General features: G+C 65.1%; 16 protein-coding genes. 15 read left to right on the top strand and 1 reads right to left on the bottom strand.

Translation table 11 applies throughout. The features are described 5' to 3' along the window. On the top strand, positions 1-823 hold an 823-nt coding region (locus MUO23_06850), incomplete at its 5' end, for a hypothetical protein (protein ID MCJ7512674.1). 118 nt (positions 824-941) lie between these two features. Here MUO23_06850 and MUO23_06845 read toward each other — a convergent pair. After that, positions 942-1115: a hypothetical protein gene (locus MUO23_06845; GenBank protein ID MCJ7512673.1), complete on the bottom strand. Its 174-nt coding sequence runs from the start codon at positions 1113-1115 to the stop codon at positions 942-944. A gap of 60 nt (positions 1116-1175) precedes the next feature. Between MUO23_06845 and MUO23_06840 the strand changes: the two genes are divergently transcribed. The 14 genes from MUO23_06840 (at position 1176) to MUO23_06775 (ending at position 15062) form a co-directional block, all read left to right on the top strand. Next, complete coding sequence (locus MUO23_06840; GenBank protein ID MCJ7512672.1) at positions 1176-2342, top strand: ABC transporter substrate-binding protein; 1167 nt, start codon at positions 1176-1178, stop codon at positions 2340-2342. A gap of 1 nt (position 2343) precedes the next feature. Then, on the top strand, positions 2344-3258 hold the full coding sequence (locus MUO23_06835) for an ABC transporter permease subunit (GenBank protein MCJ7512671.1): 915 nt from the start codon (positions 2344-2346) through the stop codon (positions 3256-3258). Continuing rightward, positions 3255-4040, top strand: a complete 786-nt coding sequence (locus MUO23_06830) for an ABC transporter permease (protein ID MCJ7512670.1) — start codon at positions 3255-3257, stop codon at positions 4038-4040. Before MUO23_06835 ends, MUO23_06830 begins: the two co-directional genes overlap by 4 nt. Positions 4041-4054: 14 nt before the next feature. Then, positions 4055-5107: an ABC transporter ATP-binding protein gene (locus MUO23_06825; GenBank protein ID MCJ7512669.1), complete on the top strand. Its 1053-nt coding sequence runs from the start codon at positions 4055-4057 to the stop codon at positions 5105-5107. 270 nt (positions 5108-5377) lie between these two features. Further along, positions 5378-6160 (top strand): GntR family transcriptional regulator, encoded by a 783-nt coding sequence (locus tag MUO23_06820; GenBank protein ID MCJ7512668.1) that lies wholly within the window; start codon positions 5378-5380, stop codon positions 6158-6160. Positions 6161-6191: 31 nt separating this feature from the next. Then, positions 6192-7718 carry a trimethylamine methyltransferase family protein gene (locus MUO23_06815; GenBank protein ID MCJ7512667.1) on the top strand — a complete coding sequence of 509 codons (1527 nt, stop codon included), beginning with the start codon at positions 6192-6194 and terminating at the stop codon, positions 7716-7718. Between the two features lie 26 nt (positions 7719-7744). Beyond that, a complete protein-coding gene (locus tag MUO23_06810; protein MCJ7512666.1) occupies positions 7745-8611 on the top strand; it encodes a DMT family transporter in 867 nt (288 codons plus the stop codon). Positions 8612-8635: 24 nt separating this feature from the next. Continuing rightward, the gene (locus MUO23_06805; GenBank protein ID MCJ7512665.1) at positions 8636-10675 is read left to right on the top strand and encodes an ASKHA domain-containing protein; all 2040 of its coding nucleotides are present in this window, start codon (positions 8636-8638) and stop codon (positions 10673-10675) included. After that, positions 10672-11352: a corrinoid protein gene (locus MUO23_06800; protein MCJ7512664.1), complete on the top strand. Its 681-nt coding sequence runs from the start codon at positions 10672-10674 to the stop codon at positions 11350-11352. Before MUO23_06805 ends, MUO23_06800 begins: the two co-directional genes overlap by 4 nt. Positions 11353-11369: 17 nt before the next feature. Further along, positions 11370-12266 (top strand): homocysteine S-methyltransferase family protein, encoded by an 897-nt coding sequence (locus MUO23_06795; protein MCJ7512663.1) that lies wholly within the window; start codon positions 11370-11372, stop codon positions 12264-12266. A 56-nt stretch (positions 12267-12322) separates the two neighbouring features. After that, positions 12323-12625, top strand: a complete 303-nt coding sequence (locus MUO23_06790) for a virulence factor (GenBank protein ID MCJ7512662.1) — start codon at positions 12323-12325, stop codon at positions 12623-12625. 10 nt (positions 12626-12635) lie between these two features. Next, entirely contained in the window at positions 12636-13094 is a 459-nt protein-coding gene (locus MUO23_06785; GenBank protein ID MCJ7512661.1) for a methylenetetrahydrofolate reductase C-terminal domain-containing protein, read from the top strand. After that, a complete protein-coding gene (locus tag MUO23_06780; GenBank protein MCJ7512660.1) occupies positions 13079-14050 on the top strand; it encodes a methylenetetrahydrofolate reductase in 972 nt (323 codons plus the stop codon). The genes MUO23_06785 and MUO23_06780 overlap by 16 nt, the downstream gene beginning before the upstream one ends. A 106-nt stretch (positions 14051-14156) precedes the next feature. Next, a complete protein-coding gene (locus tag MUO23_06775; GenBank protein MCJ7512659.1) occupies positions 14157-15062 on the top strand; it encodes a dihydropteroate synthase in 906 nt (301 codons plus the stop codon). Positions 15063-15126 lie beyond the last annotated feature (64 nt).

The following is a 15126-nucleotide window of genomic DNA, read 5'->3' as shown; positions in this document are numbered from 1 at the left end:
GACGCTGCAGTTCCTCATCGTTCTGGCGGTGAGCTTCTGGTGGTTCGGCTGGTCGGGGACGGTCTTCCTGTCGTCGACGCGGGTGATCTTCGCCGCCGCCCTGGACCGGATGCTGCCGGAATGGGTGTCGAAGATCGAGCCGCGCACGCGGACCCCGATCTACGCCCTGCTGCTGATGGTGGTCCCGTCGATAATCATCTCGATTATGTATGCCTTCAACTGGGTGGGCATGCAGTCGATCGTGCTGGACGCCACGCTGGTGATCGCCATCACGTTCTTCGGCACGGCGATCGCCGGAATCCTGCTGCCCTGGCGCCAGAAGAGCATCTTCGACGGATCGCCGATCGCCCGCTACAAGGTGCAGGGCTGGTTGAGCTGGCTGGCGACCCTGGCCTATGTGGTCGGGGCAGGGTACCTGATCTACCGAATGTACCAACACGCCTTGGCCGTATTCGCCCAGTGGGCTGACCAGACGGCGCTGACCCAGCTGATGATCGTGATTGTGGCCGTGCTGAGCGTGGCCAATGTCGTCTTGCTGATCTGGGTTGCTCTGTACGTGATCCGCAAGCTGCTGGCGGGCGAGAAGTTCCCGGTGGTGACCGTAGCCGGGCTGATCTTCTTCGCCTTCCTCGACTGGCTGCTGATCGAGTGGTTCTGGGATCCGGGCTATCTGTACGGCATCGGCTGGCAGAACAGCACCTCGATGCTGTTCATGATCGGCATGTACGTCCTGGCGGCCGCGATCTTCTTCGGCTTCTCGTCGTACCGCAAGCGCCAGGGCATCGACGTCGGCAAGGTGTACAAGGAGATTCCGGTCGAATAAGACCTGGGGCCGTGGCGATGCTTCCCTGGGCGGCGGAAGCCGCCCAGGGAGCTGCAGTCAAGCGCCGAATCTCCGGTCAGCGGGGTGTCAAGAGGCTTTGACACTTCCGCGGAGCGTGCTACAAGTAGTCGAAACACCGGTGCGCCGTGTCCGGGCGGTCGGCCCACAGACGCGGCGGCAGGAGGTCAGCCGAGCCCACGATCCAGCGATAAACAGAGAATCCGAGCCACTCGACGATCTGGCCCCATGCTCCCAGCAGGCACAGCGAGCCGCCGTGGAGGGTGGGAGACACGACGACAGGACACCCCAAAGGTATCTTGTCGATATTCTCTAGACGGAGGAGAAGAAGCTCATGACTGTCAAGAAACTGTTCGCCGCGATGCTGCTTGTCAGCCTCGTTCTTGGTGCTTGCGGTGCCAAGGCCCCGGCCGCCCCCGACGTCGCCGAGGGATACACGGGTACGGTGGTCAAGAGTGTGCCGCAGGAACTCGTCGACGCCTGCAAGAAGGAAGGCATGGTCACGATCATCGCCACGCCGCCCGACTGGGCCAACTATGGCGAGATCTTCGCTGACTTCCAGGCGACGACCGGCGTCAAGATCAATTCGCTCGACCCCAACGCGGGTTCGGCGGATGAGTTTGCGGCCATCGAAGCCAACAAGGACAACAAGGGCCCGCAGGCTCCTGACATCGTGGATGTCGGCTATGCCTATGGCAAGGAGGGCATCGATAAGGGCATCCTCCAGCCCTATAAGGTCTCGACTTGGGACAAGATCCCCGATACCCTCCTGGGCCTTCCCGCCAAGGATCCGGACGGCAATTGGACGGGTGGCTACTACGGCGTCATGGCCATGCTGACCAATACCGACGCTGTCAAGAACGTGCCAGCCAACTGGGAGGACCTGCTCAAGCCGGAATACAGCGGCCAGGTTGCGCTGAGTGGAGATCCACGCAGCTCGAATCAGGCCATCCAGACCGTCTTCGCGGCTACACTGGCCAACGGCGGTTCCTTGGACGACGCTCAGCCCGGCCTTGACTACTTCAAGGCTATGAACGATGCAGGCAACTTCGTCCCGGTGATCGCCAAGCCAGGCACCATTGCCCAGGGTGCAACCCCGATCGTGTTCACCTGGGACTACCTGGGTCAGGGTTACGTCGCTGAATGGGCCGGGAACCCCAATGCTGATGTCGTCTACCCCTCCCCGACGATCGCCAGCATGTATGTCCAGGGAATCAGTGCGTATGCGCCGCATCCCAACTGCGCCAAAGTGTGGATGGAAATCCTCCATTCCGATGAAGGCCAGTTGGCCTGGATGAAGGGCTTCGCGCACGGGGTGCAGCAGGCGGACCTGGAAGCCCGCGGGGCAATCCCCGCGGACATGGCGGCGAAACTGCCGTCATCCGCCGAGTTCGCCGCGGCGGTTTCCCCCAGCCCGGATCAGCTTGCGGCGGCAAAAGAGCTCATCACCAATGGCTGGATGACGACCGTTGGCGTTGAGATCCCGACGCCGGCTCCGTGAGATGATCGAGACGACTACTCAAGGCAACGTAGTGGAGCGGGGCGCGCCCGAGGCGCGCCCCGCCTCCCGCGGTTTCTCATGGGCCTGGCTGGGGGTGACCCCATTTTTCCTGTTCACCTTCCTGTTCCTGCTCTACCCAGGCTCGGTTCTCATTGTGCGGAGCTTCCGGGATTCGGATACGCAGCAGTTCACGTTCAAGTACATCGCGCAGCTCCTGCAAAACCCCTACCTTCTGAACGCCTACTGGCTAAGCATCAAGATCAGCGTCATCACCGCGGTAGGCGGCGGTGTGTTTGGCTTCCTGCTGGCGTTCGCCGCGATTCGAGGGGGATTGCCGAGGTTCATGCGCTCGAGCTTGATGACCTTCTCTGGCGTGGCGGCCAACTTTGCTGGGGTTCCGCTGGCCTTCGCCTTCATTGCCTTGCTGAGTCCCACGGGCATGCTGACGCGATGGCTAGCGAGTGTCGGGCTTAACCCCTATCACCATGGCTTCACTCTGTATACGTTCTCGGGCCTGTGCATCGTGTACATGTATTTCCAATTCCCTCTGATGGTCTTGATCATTGCCCCGGCGATTGATGGCCTGCGGCGCGAGTGGCTTGAAGCGGCGGAGAATCTGGGAGCCAGCTCCTTTCACTACTGGAGGCATATCGCCCTCCCGATCCTGTTTCCCGCCATGTTGGGTGCCATGATCCTGCTTTTCGGAAACGCCTTTGGTGCTTTCGCAACGGCCCAGGCGTTGACGGGAGGTCAGATCAATCTCGCCACGATCGTGATCGGATCGCAATTGCGCGGCGACATCCTCGCCGACCCCGGCCTGGGATATGCGATGTCATTGGGCATGTTGGTTGTGATGACGCTTGCCATCGTGGCGCGCACGGTGCTCTCACGAAGGACCGAGAGGTGGTTGCGATGAGACGCAGCGGTCGGACGTGGGCCTGGTTCTGGATGATCCTGGGTATCCTCTACTTTTTCCTGCCCCTGCTTGCGACCTTTATGTTCTCACTGCATGCCCAACGCGGGACCTTGAGTCTTGTGGCTTACCAGAATGTCTTGCACGACCGGGCTTTCATCTACAACTTCACCGCATCCGTGATTTGGGCGATTTTCACGATCGTGGTCGGGATTCTGCTCTTCGTGCCCACGGCCTTCGTCATACGGCTGAAGCTGCCAAAATTCCGCGCCCCCGTTGAGTTCATCACCCTGCTTCCGTTCGTAATCCCCGCCATTGTGTATGTCTTCGCTTTGGTGCGCACCTACAGCAGGCCGCCCCTTCTCATCGTCAACAGCCCGTTCTTGCTGATCGCGGCTTACACGATTCTGTGCATGCCGTACATGTATAGTGCGGTGGACACGGGGCTACGCGCGATTGATGTGCGCACGCTGACCGAGGCCGCCCAGAGCCTGGGGGGCGGCTGGGGCGTGATCCTGTTCCGCATCATCCTGCCCAATATCCGGGTGGCGATCCTGAGCGGCACGTTCTTGAGCTTCGCGATCGTGATGGGCGAGCTGATCCTCGCCCAGTATCTGGTCAAGCCGGCCTTTGCTCCGTATATGGCTTACCTGATGCAACAGAAGGCGTATGAGCCGGCGGCTCTGGCCGTCATCAGCTTTGGGCTCACCTGGGCGTCGATGGGCATCATCCAGGTCATGAGCCGGGGTGGGCGCGGGCAGGCACCGGTTGCTGCAGGGCACTAGAGGATGGAATGGTGATGGCCTTCTTATCGATTCAGCATGCAAGCAAGCGTTATGCCCAGGCTGCGGCCGTTGAGGACTTCAACCTCGAGGTGGAAAGAGGGGAACTGGTTTCGTTTCTGGGCCCCAGCGGCTGCGGGAAGACCACCACGCTTCGGATGGTAGCGGGCTTCGAAATCCCCTCGAGCGGAAAGATCGAACTGAACGGCGTGGACATCACCAACAAGCCGCCGAATCGCCGCAACGTAGGGATGGTCTTCCAGGCATACGCCCTGTTCCCGAACATGACCGTTGGCCACAATGTCGCCTTCGGGCTGAAGGTCGCCAAGAGGCCGAAGGACGAGATCGCCGGGCGCGTCAAGGAGATGCTTGGCCTGATCCGGATGCCCGAGTTGGAGAATCGCTACCCGCATCAGCTTTCCGGTGGTCAGCAGCAGCGGGTGGCCTTGGCGCGGGCCTTGGCCGTCAAACCGCAGGTGCTGCTCTTGGACGAGCCGCTCTCGGCGCTGGACGCCAAGATCCGGGTTGAGCTGCGCTATGAGATCCGGCGCATCCAACAGGAACTGGGGATCACCACGATCTATGTCACCCACGACCAGGAAGAGGCGCTCGCCCTCTCGGATCGCGTGGTCGTGATGAGCGCCGGGCGCATGGAGCAGATCGGGAAGCCGTGGGAGATCTACAACTACCCGACGAGCACGTTCGTGGCTGGCTTTGTCGGAACCCTGAACCAACTGCGCAGCCGCGTGGTCGACGCTCCGACGGGCGAGCTGGACTACCACGGCCAACGCTTCAAGGTCAGCGGCGAGCTGCCGCCGGGGGAGACCGTGGTGGCGATGCTGCGGCCGGAGCAGCTTCGCATGGGCGTGCATGAAGGCGAGAACCAACTGACCGGCAAGCTGATCTCGCTGGCGTTCCTGGGAGCGATCGTGCGCATGGGATTGGAGCTCGGGGATGCAATCGTGACCCTGGATACGTTGAACGAGCGGCGACTAGCGCTGCCGAAGATCGGCGAGCCCTTGACGATCTCGTTCCCGCCCCACGCCGCCTGGGTGATGGCCGCAGGCTAGTCCTTAAGCAATCGGCAACCCCCCCCGGCCCCAGCGGCGACGTTCGCTGGGGCCGACCTGTTCTCGGCCGGAAGGGCCCGGAATCGGTCCATTGGGTGCAGACGCGGGTCGATGGGCAGACTCTCCAAGGGGGAACTGCTGCTGGGTCGGGCGAGGGGGGTGGAGCGAGCCGGGTGGCTCGGGTCGGGCCCGGAATTGTGGATTGACGCCTGCGGCTGGGAGTGCTAAATTGGTATATACCATTAAGCCAAGAGGCTGACTCCGCCCATCATGCCTGCGCCAGCCAGTGCCCCGCCTGACGCCCCGCCGGCCGACCCCGTCAGCCGCCGGCTGACCTCGGCCCCCCTGTACATTCAAATCGCCGAAAGTCTGCTGGGCCGCATCGAATCCGGCGAACTGGCGCCGGGCGACCGGCTGCCGCCGGAGCGCTCCTTGAGCGAGATGCTCGGCGTAAACCGCATGACCGTCCGCCAGGCGCTGCGGGTGCTCGAGTTGCAGGGACTGCTGGAGCGGCGCCAGGGCCGCGGCACCACCGTCGCCCTGCCCAAGTTCGATCGCAATGCCGGACGGCTGTTCTCGTTCACCCGCGGCATGCAACGCCAGGGTCTGAGACCCGGGGCGCGCCTGCTGGCGCTCGAGCAGCGACCGGTCGAGGCCGGCATGGCCAAAGACCTCTCGATCCCGGCCTCAAGCATGGTGTTCGTCATCACCCGGCTGCGCACGGTGAACCAGGTGCCAGCCCTGTTGGAGCGCTACACGTTGCCGGTGCGACGATTCCCCGATCTCGATCGTCACGACTTGCAATCCCGATCCGTGTTTGAGATCCTGGCCACCGAGTACGGTGTGGTCATCGAGCGCGCCTGGCAGAGCTTGGAGCCGGTGCTGGCCACTTCGATCGAGGCCGGGCTGCTGCAGATTGTTGTTGGAGCGCCGCTCATGTTGGAGCGGCGCATTTCGTATGACCCGGAGGGCCGGGCCGTCGAGGCCGGCCGAGACCTATACCGCGGCGATCGGTTTCGCTTCATCACCGAGACCGCCCCGCGAGAGGGCTGAGGCTACCTACCACCCAAGGAAGCGAGGACAGATGATCACCCACTATGCCACCCTACTCACACCGGAGCAGGTCGAGCGTGTCCACGATGCCTCTCTCGAAATCCTAGAGAAAGTCGGCATGCTGGTGCGCAACCAGCGGGCGCGGGAGATCTTCGCCCGCCACGGCTGCCCAGTTGATGGCGAGAGCCAGATCGTCCGCTTCCCCCGGGCCGTGGTCGAGGAGTTCCGCAGGCAGATGCCCCCGCGGTTCACCTTCTATGGGCGGGACCCACGCTTCGACCGAACCATGCCCGACGATAGCCCGATCATTGTCACCGGCAGCTCGGCGCCCAATGTGATCGACGCGGTCACCGGCGCCGACCGCCGGGCGACTTCAGCAGACCTGGCGCGCATTGCCCACCTGGTGAACGAACTCGAAGGCTACGATGTGTTCTCAATCTCAACCCTGGCGGATGACGCTCCCCCAGGGCTGTTCAGCATCGCCCGTCTGTACACCTCGCTCAAGAACACGGTCAAGCCGGTGCGGGCCAGCGGTCCCCCGGAGGACTTCGAGAAGATCCTGCAGCTGTGCTACCTGGTGGCTGGCAGCGAAGCGGCCTATCGGGCGCATCCCTTCGTCACCCATCACTACTGTCCGGTAGTTTCCCCGCTGACGATGGACTTCGATTCAACCGCAGCCTCGATCTTCTACACCGAGCAGAAGCTCCCCTGCTACCCAACCATCGTCCCCAACGGCGGGCTGACGGCGCCGTTGACGCTGATGGGAGTGCTGACCCAGGGCAATGCCGAGTTCCTGGCGGCCGCCGTTCTCGAGCAGATGATCGATCCGGGCAAGGCCACCATCTACGCCAGCCTGCCGACGATCGGCGATATGCGCACCGGGGCCTACGCCCCGGGTGCGATCGAAACCGGGATCATCATGATTGCCGTCGGCCAGATGGCGCGCTTCTACAACGTCCCCTCCGGCGCCTACATCGGCCTGACCAACTCTAAGGTCAACGACGCCCAGTCCGGGTACGAGACGGGAATGTCGTGTACGGCCGGCCTGCTGGGCGGGGTTGACATGTACAACGTGGCTGGCCTGCTCGATGCCCTGATGGCATTCGACTTCGCCAAGGCAGTGATTGATGATGAGATCGCCCTGATGCTCAAGCGCATCCAACGCGGCATGGAGTACAGCGAGGACAACCTGGCGCTGGATTTGATCACCGAAGTCGGCCCGGGCGGGATGTTCATGGATCAGGTGCACACGCTGGAGCGAATGAAGACCGCCGCCTACCTGCCCCGCGTCTCCGACCGAGATGCCCGGCAGCAATGGATCGAGAAGGGCTCTCCCGACTCGCAGGCGCATGCCATGCGGCGGGTCCGGGACATCCTGACCCGCGACAACCCTGCGGTCTTCTCGCCAGAGGTCGATGCCCGGGTGCGGGCCGCCTTCGCCGGATTGGTGGCTGGCGACTCGCGGCCGCCGAAGGGTTGGGACAAATCCGCCCCGGCAGAGCCGTCAGGCGGGCGGTCGCGCGAAGAACGGCGTCGGGCCCGTGCGGCCGGCAACTGAAACGGGGATGCAGGACCTAGCGACCGATGACCCAACTCGGCCTGGCGCTGCTGCTGGTTTCCGCCTGTATCCATCTGGTGACGCATGTCGCCATCAAGGCCTCGCGCAACCGCGACGCCTTCATTTGGTGGATGCTGCTGTGGGACGCGGTGCTCTTCGCCCCGCTGCTTGTCCTGCTCTGGGAGCCGTTTCCAGCCGAGGCTTGGAAGTACATCCTGCTGAGTTCGATCTTCGAGGCAACGTACTTCCTCGCCATCGGCAAGGCCTACCGGGGTGGCGACCTGTCGGTTGTCTATCCCCTGGCGCGCGGTTCGGCCGTAGTCTTCCTGCTGATCTGGTCGGCGGCCGTGCTCAACGAGCAGCTGACGAAGGGCGGCGTGGCGGGGGTGCTGGTGATCGCCGGCGGGCTGTATCTGATCAACCTGCCCCGCCTGGGGGCCTGGCGCGAGCCGCTGCGCGCTCTGCGCATGGCGGGGCCGCGCTGGGCGCTGTTTGCAGGCCTGAGCACCTCGCTCTACACCGCCATCGACAAGGTCGGCATCGGGCATGTCACGCCCTTCGTCTACACCTATCTGGCGCTGCTGGTGACGCTGCTGTGGCTGACGCCGATCAGCTTCGCCCTGGTGAAATGGTCCGAGCTGCGACGGGAGATGCGTTTCTCCAGCTGGCGGGCCGTGCTGGCGGGATTCACCACCATGGCCGCCTATCTCCTGGTGCTGGTGTCGATGTCGCTGGGTACCCCGGCCAGCTACGCCGGAGCGGTGCGCGAGTTCAGCGTTGTGCTGGGAGCGGCCTACGGCGTGCTGGTCCTGAAAGAGCAAGGCGGGCGGCTGCGGATCCTGGGATCGGTGCTGGTAGCATTGGGGATCGGCGTGATCGGCCTGCTTGGGTGAGCCGGCGGCGCAGAATGGACACGGATGCCTGAGGCGGAAAAGGTGACGCTGGTGATGCTGCCCTCGGGGCGGCGCGGGCAGGTGACGAAAGGCAGCCACCTGCTGGAGGCAGCGCGCCAGCTTGGCGTGGAGCTCGAGTCCATCTGTGCCGGGCGCCAGACCTGCGGCAAGTGCCAGGTGATCGTCGAGTCTGGGAACTTCCCCAAGCACGGCCTGACCTCGGCCGAGGATCACCTGACCCCAATCGAGCCTGCAGAGCAAGCCTGCTGCCGCGAACAGGGAATCGAGGGGCGGCGGCTGGCCTGCGCCGCCCGGATTCAGGGCGATCTGTTGATCAGTGTCCCGGAAGAGAGCCAGGCCCGCAAGCAGATCGTCGCCAAGGCGGCCACCCAGCGGGTGATCGAGGTCCAGCCAGCCGTGCGCCAGGTGTATGTCGAGGTCGACCCGCCGGGATTGGACGACGGACGTTCAGACTGGAGCCGGCTGCGCCACGCATTGCAGCAGCAATGGGGGCTGGGCGAGGTGGAGATCGAAGCTGCGGTCCTGCCGGAACTCCAGCCCGCATTGCGTCAAGGTCGCCAGGCGCTGACGGTGAGCCTGTGGCACGATCGGGTGGTGCTGCGGGTGCAGCCCGGCTATGTGGAGACCGCCTGCGGCCTGGCCATCGATGTCGGCTCGACCACGGTCGTGGTACACCTGTGCGATCTGCGCACCGGAGCGGTGCTGGCCACCCAGTCGGCGATGAACCCGCAGGTCCGCTATGGCGAAGACCTGATGAGTCGCGTGAGCTACGCCATGACCGAGCCGCAGGGGGTGGAACGCATGCACCGGGCGATCCTGCGGACCCTGAACGAACTGGCGGCCAAGGCAGCGGCAGAGGCCGGCGTGCAAGTGAGCGACGTCCTGGATGTCGTGATTGTCGGCAACCCGGTGATGCATCACCTGCTGCTGGGGATCGACCCGGTGGAGCTGGGGGCAGCGCCGTTCACTCTCGCCGTCTCCGAGGCGTTGGACCTGCGGGCGGGCGAGTTCGGGTTGCACCTGAACGCGGCTGCCCGGCTGCATGTGCTGCCGTGCATCGCCGGACATGTCGGCGCCGACCATGTGGCGGCCCTGCTCGCAGAGGCGCCGCAAGCGCACGACGAGATCGCCCTGCTGATCGACGTTGGCACCAACGCTGAACTCAGCCTCGGCGGGCGGCAGCGGATGGCGTGCGCCTCGAGCCCGACCGGGCCGGCGTTCGAGGGGGCCCAGATCACCCATGGCCAGCGGGCGGCGCCTGGGGCCATCGAGCGGGTGCGCATCGATCGCCAAACGCTGGAGCCTCGCTGGCGCCTGATCGGGTCAGAGACCTGGATCGATCCCCAGACGGCGGCGGGCCTACCCGGCGCAACCAGAGCGACCGGGATCTGCGGCAGCGGGATCATCGAGGTCATTGCCGAGATGTTCCTGGCGGGGATTCTTGGCGCCGACGGCCGCTTCTCCGAGCAGGCCGCTGCCCGCTCCGCCCGGGTGCGCCTGCAGCCCGGGAGTCGGATGCGCGAATACGTGCTGGTCGATGCCCAACACTCCGCCAGCGGCCGTCCGATCGTGGTCACCCAGAACGATGTGCGCGCTATCCAGCTGGCGAAAGGTGCGCTGTACGCCGGCGCTCGACTGTTGATGAAGGAACTGCGGGTGGACAAGGTGGACCGGATCCTGCTGGCGGGGGCTTTTGGCAGCTACATTGACCCGTTGCGTGCGATGGTGCTGGGCATGATTCCGGACTGCGACCTTGACCGGGTGCACGCGGTGGGCAACGCCGCCGGGGACGGCGCCCGCATCGCCCTGCTGAACGTAGAGCAGCGGCTGGAAGCCAGCCGCCTGGCGGGATGGGTGGAGCACGTGCAGACGGCCACGGCGTCGGACTTCCAGGAGGAGTTCGTGGCCGCCATGGCGTTGCCGCACGCCCGCGATGAATTTCCGCATCTGCTGGGCCAGCTGCCAGACCCATCCCTCACCGCCGGCGAGCGCCCGAGGACGAGACGAAAGCAAACCCGGCAAGAGGAATCGAGGCAAGCATGACAGACGAAAGAGACATCGCGCAAATCGAAACGCAAGAATTGATCGAGAAGATGCAGGATGACCTGTACGACGGGCTTGCCGACCCGGTCGTGGCCGGGGTGCATGAGCTGCTGCGCCGCAAGATGACCCCATACGATCTCCTGACCAAGGTGCTGGTCGGGGGGATGGACATCGTCGGGGCGGACTTTCGGGACGGGGTGCTGTTCGTGCCGGAAGTACTGATGGCGGCCAAAGCGATGAAGCGCGGCATGGAAATTCTGAGGCCACTCTTGGCCGAAACCGGGGCGCCCCAGGTCGGCACGATGGTCATCGGCACGGTCAAGGGAGACATCCATGACATCGGCAAGAACCTGGTGGCGATGATGATGGAAGGTGCCGGATTCAAGGTGGTCAACCTTGGGATCAACAACGATGCCGAGGCATTCCTGGCGGCTGTGCGTGAACACAACCCGAGTATCCTTGGCATGAGTGCCCTGCTCACGACCACCATGCCGTACATGGGGGTGGTGATCAAGGCTTTGAAAGAGGCCAGCATGCGCAAAGACCTGATCGTCCTGGTGGGCGGCGCGCCGCTCAACGCCGCCTTTGCGGAGGAGGTCGAGGCCGATGCCTACTGTCGCGACGCGGCCGTGGCGGTCGAGACGGCCAAGAAGTTGAGTGCCATCAAGAACGGCTAGAAACTACGGAGAGGGCAATGGCGAAATGGCAGGACCTGATCGCGGTGCCGGGATTGATCCTGGCCGATGGTGCCATGGGAACAATGCTGTTCGAAGCGGGGCTCCAGTTCGGCGACTCGCCAGAGCGCTGGAACGTTGAGCATCCGGAGCGAGTGCAGGCAGTGCACCGGGCCTACCTGGAGGCCGGATCGCGCCTGCTGTTGACCAATACCTTCGGCGGCAACCGCTGGCGGCTGTCGCTGCACGGTCTGGAGTCCCGCGGCCGGGAGTTCGTGGAAGCCGGGGCGCGCAATGCCCGGGCCTCCGTCGAGGCTGCCGGCGGCCGAGCCCTGGTGGCCGGCGACATCGGCCCGAGCGGCTCGCTGCTGGCGCCGCTGGGCGAGCTGGACGAGGCCGAGGCCGTGGCCGGGTTTGCCGAACAGGCGGAAGCCTTGCTCGAAGGCGGGGTCGATGTCATCTGGATCGAGACGATGTCGGACCTGGGAGAGGTGGCGACCGCGGTGCGCGGCGTGCGGCAGGCATCGGAGAGCGTGCCGATCCTGGCGACGATGACCTTCGACACCCGCGGCCACACGATGATGGGCGTCAGCCCCGAGAAGGCCGTTCAGCAGCTCTTGGCCCTGGGCGCGGCGGCCATTGGCGGGAATTGCGGCAACGGCCCAGAGGAAATCCTCGAGGTAGTCGAGAGAATGCGGGCGGTTTCGCCGCAAGCGATCGTGATCGCCAAGGCCAACGCCGGATTGCCGACGCTGGTCGGCGGGCATGCCGTGTATGCCGCCAGCCCCGAGTCGATGGCGGAGTACGCCCGGGCAGCTGCCGGGCGCGGGGCCCGCATCATCGGCGCCTGCTGTGGCAGCACGCCGGCTCACCTGCAGGCAATGGGCGAGGTGCTCCGGGATCAACTGGCTGCCTAGCAGGCCGGCCTAGGTAAGGGCGATACCAAGTCCAAGGCGACACGAAAGAGGCGAGAATGGCGACGTATCAAGTGGTGCTCTGGCGGGACATCCCCTTGCAGGTCCGCGTGGGCGGGCATGGCAAGGGCCGGGTGTCGAGAAGCCTGAGTGATCGTTTTCAGCAGGCCGCCGATGCCGCAGCCGTGCAGGGCGGTCGGACCGATAGCGATGCCTACCTGGCTGAGTTGCGCACCCAGGAGTGGGTGGAGCGCGACGGGGCGCCCCAGGCCGTGGCCGAGGCTGTGGCGGCAGAGCTGGAGGCAGCCTTCACGGATGACCAGCTCAGACAACTGGTGCGCAACGGCGGCAGCCGGCTCTGAGTCCGAGGCGATGTCCTTCCTGCAAGATCATCCGGTGTGGCTGGAGCGAGCCTATGCCGCCACCGAGGGCGGCCTGCGGCCATTTCGCCGCTGGCTGCGCCGGGGCGGCTGGATAGAGCAGGCACTGATCGCTGGCGAGGAGCTGGGCAAGGGCGTGGTGTTTGACTGCCGGATGTGCGGCAGCTGCGTCCTGCACAGCACGGGCATGACCTGTCCCATGACCTGCCCCAAGAACATGCGCAACGGCCCGTGCGGAGGCGTGCAGCAGGATGGCCGCTGCGAGATTCTGCGCGAGCGCCCCTGCATCTGGGTGCAGGCATGGAGTCGTTCGGAAGACATGCCGCACTACGGGGCGGAGGTCCTGACCGTGCTACCACCGCTCGACCAGCGCCTGCAGGGCGGTTCTGCCTGGATCCATGAGTTCGAAGGGCTCGCCTCGGAGAAGCCGGCCGGATGGCAGCGCCCCTGAGAAGTGGCTCGCGGCTGGAACGCGTCTTGCGCTCGGGGCGCTTCGCCGTCACGGCGGAACTCAATCCGCCGGACAGCGCCGATGCGCAGTCGGTGTACGAGCGAGCCTTGGTGTTGGCCGAAGTCTGTGACGCCATCAACGCCACCGACGCCAGCGGGGCGCATGTGCACATGTCCAGCGTAGGGGTGTGCGCCCTGTTGACACGGGCCGGCTATGAGCCGGTGCTGCAGGTCTCCTGCCGGGATCGAAACCGCATCGCCATTCAGGGCGACCTGCTGGGGGCGGCGGCCATGGGCGTGCGCAACGTCCTGTGTCTGACGGGGGATGGTGTGCAGACCGGCGACCAGCCGCAGGCGAAACCGGTCTTCGACCTGGATTCGATCGGCCTGCTGCGCACGGCCAGCATCCTGCGCGACCAGGGCCAGTTCTTGAGCGGACGCAAGCTGGAGACCCCGCCGGCACTCTTCTTGGGTGCGGCGGCCAACCCGTTTGTCCCGCCGCTGGAGCACCGTGCCCGCCATCTGGCCAAGAAGATCGAAGCCGGCGCCGAATTCATTCAAACCCAGTATTGCTTCGACGTGCCGCGGCTCGAACAGTTCATGGCGCAGGTGCGCGACCTAGGGCTCGACCAGCGGGCGTATATTCTGGTCGGAGTGGGGCCGTTGCGGTCGGCCAGGGCGGCGGAGTGGATGCGGAGCAACGTCCCGGGGGTCGTGATTCCGGACCCTGTCCTGCGCCGCCTGAGCCAGGTCCCGTCGGATCGGCAGCGTCAGGTGGGCAAGCAGCTGTGCGTGGAGATCATCCAGCAGGTTCGGGAGATCCGGGGCGTAAGCGGGGTGCATGTGATGGCCTACCGGCAGGAAGAGCTCGTGGCGGAGATCATCGAGCAGGCAGGCCTGCTGCCGCGACGCCGGCATCGTCCGATGCTTCCCGAGGGAGAGCCAGAGACGCAGTGAGCCGGGTCTGGGACCGAGTCGGCCTCGGCGCGGGCCGGGTCCAGGCGCCAGAAGCCGGACGGGTTTGCCCAGAACTCAGCCCGCTGATCAAGGAGGATGTGAGCTCATGGAGACTGTGATCACCTCACCCACGAAGCAAGTGCGCATCGGCGCCGAGCATCCCTTTGTGATGATCGGCGAGCGCATCAATCCCACAGGACGGTCGAAGCTTGCCGTCGAAATGGCTGCCGGCAACTTCGAACGGGTGCGGGCGGATGCCGTGGCTCAGGTGGCTGCCGGGGCTCAGATGCTGGACGTCAACGCCGGCATCCCCCTGGCGGATGAGCCCGCCATCTTGGCGGAAGCTATCCGTCAAGTGCAGTCGGTTGTCGACGTGCCCTTGAGCATCGACTCCTCGGTGCTGGCGGCGTTGGAGGCAGGCCTGGCGGCCTACCACGGGAAGGCGCTGATCAACTCGGTGACCGGTGAAGATGAACGGCTGGAGGTGGTCCTGCCGCTGGCCAGGCAATACGGGGCGGCGGTGATCGGCGTAGCCAACGACGAAACCGGCATCTCCCAGGACCCCGATGTGCGCTTCCTGGTCGCCGAGAAGATCGTGCGGCGGGCGGAGGCCTATGGCCTGCCGCGCTCGGATGTGCTGATCGACCCCCTGGTGATGCCAGTCGGCGCCGTTCCCGCCGCAGGGGTGTCGGTCTTCCGCCTGCTGCGCCGCTTGCGCGACGAACTCGGAGTGAACACCGTCTGCGGCGCCTCCAATGTGTCCTTCGGCTTGCCCGGCCGGCCGGTGCTGAACACGACGTTTCTGGCCATGGCGATCGCCTCTGGCCTGACCAGCGCCATCACCAACCCGCTGGAGGAAAGCACCCGCCAGACAATCCGGGCGTGCAATGTGATGATGGCCCACGATCCGAACTGCGCTGCCTGGCTGGCCTCGCAGCGGCCGGCGGCAGCCCCGGGGGACGACCGCGCCGCGCGGCGCGAGCGGCGGCGCCAGGAGCGGATGGAGGGATAGCCCTCCCTGGTATGGCCTGACAAAGCGACAGCCCCGGCATTGCCGGGGCTGATTGCTGGCTTGT

This window comes from Anaerolineales bacterium (assembly GCA_022866145.1).
Taxonomy (GTDB): domain Bacteria; phylum Chloroflexota; class Anaerolineae; order Anaerolineales; family E44-bin32; genus PFL42.
The sequence above is the reverse complement of the archived record's forward strand: the minus strand, read 5'-3'. Positions and strand labels throughout refer to the sequence as shown.

Coding starts and splice junctions, on each gene's coding strand:
- MUO23_06840 (MCJ7512672.1), top strand. CDS start 1,176: ATGACTGTCAAGAAACTGTTCGCCGCGATGCTGCTTGTCAGCCTCGTT.
- MUO23_06835 (MCJ7512671.1), top strand. CDS start 2,344: ATGATCGAGACGACTACTCAAGGCAACGTAGTGGAGCGGGGCGCGCCC.
- MUO23_06830 (MCJ7512670.1), top strand. CDS start 3,255: ATGAGACGCAGCGGTCGGACGTGGGCCTGGTTCTGGATGATCCTGGGT.
- MUO23_06825 (MCJ7512669.1), top strand. CDS start 4,055: ATGGCCTTCTTATCGATTCAGCATGCAAGCAAGCGTTATGCCCAGGCT.
- MUO23_06820 (MCJ7512668.1), top strand. CDS start 5,378: ATGCCTGCGCCAGCCAGTGCCCCGCCTGACGCCCCGCCGGCCGACCCC.
- MUO23_06815 (MCJ7512667.1), top strand. CDS start 6,192: ATGATCACCCACTATGCCACCCTACTCACACCGGAGCAGGTCGAGCGT.
- MUO23_06810 (MCJ7512666.1), top strand. CDS start 7,745: ATGACCCAACTCGGCCTGGCGCTGCTGCTGGTTTCCGCCTGTATCCAT.
- MUO23_06805 (MCJ7512665.1), top strand. CDS start 8,636: ATGCCTGAGGCGGAAAAGGTGACGCTGGTGATGCTGCCCTCGGGGCGG.
- MUO23_06800 (MCJ7512664.1), top strand. CDS start 10,672: ATGACAGACGAAAGAGACATCGCGCAAATCGAAACGCAAGAATTGATC.
- MUO23_06795 (MCJ7512663.1), top strand. CDS start 11,370: ATGGCGAAATGGCAGGACCTGATCGCGGTGCCGGGATTGATCCTGGCC.
- MUO23_06790 (MCJ7512662.1), top strand. CDS start 12,323: ATGGCGACGTATCAAGTGGTGCTCTGGCGGGACATCCCCTTGCAGGTC.
- MUO23_06785 (MCJ7512661.1), top strand. CDS start 12,636: ATGTCCTTCCTGCAAGATCATCCGGTGTGGCTGGAGCGAGCCTATGCC.
- MUO23_06780 (MCJ7512660.1), top strand. CDS start 13,079: ATGGCAGCGCCCCTGAGAAGTGGCTCGCGGCTGGAACGCGTCTTGCGC.
- MUO23_06775 (MCJ7512659.1), top strand. CDS start 14,157: ATGGAGACTGTGATCACCTCACCCACGAAGCAAGTGCGCATCGGCGCC.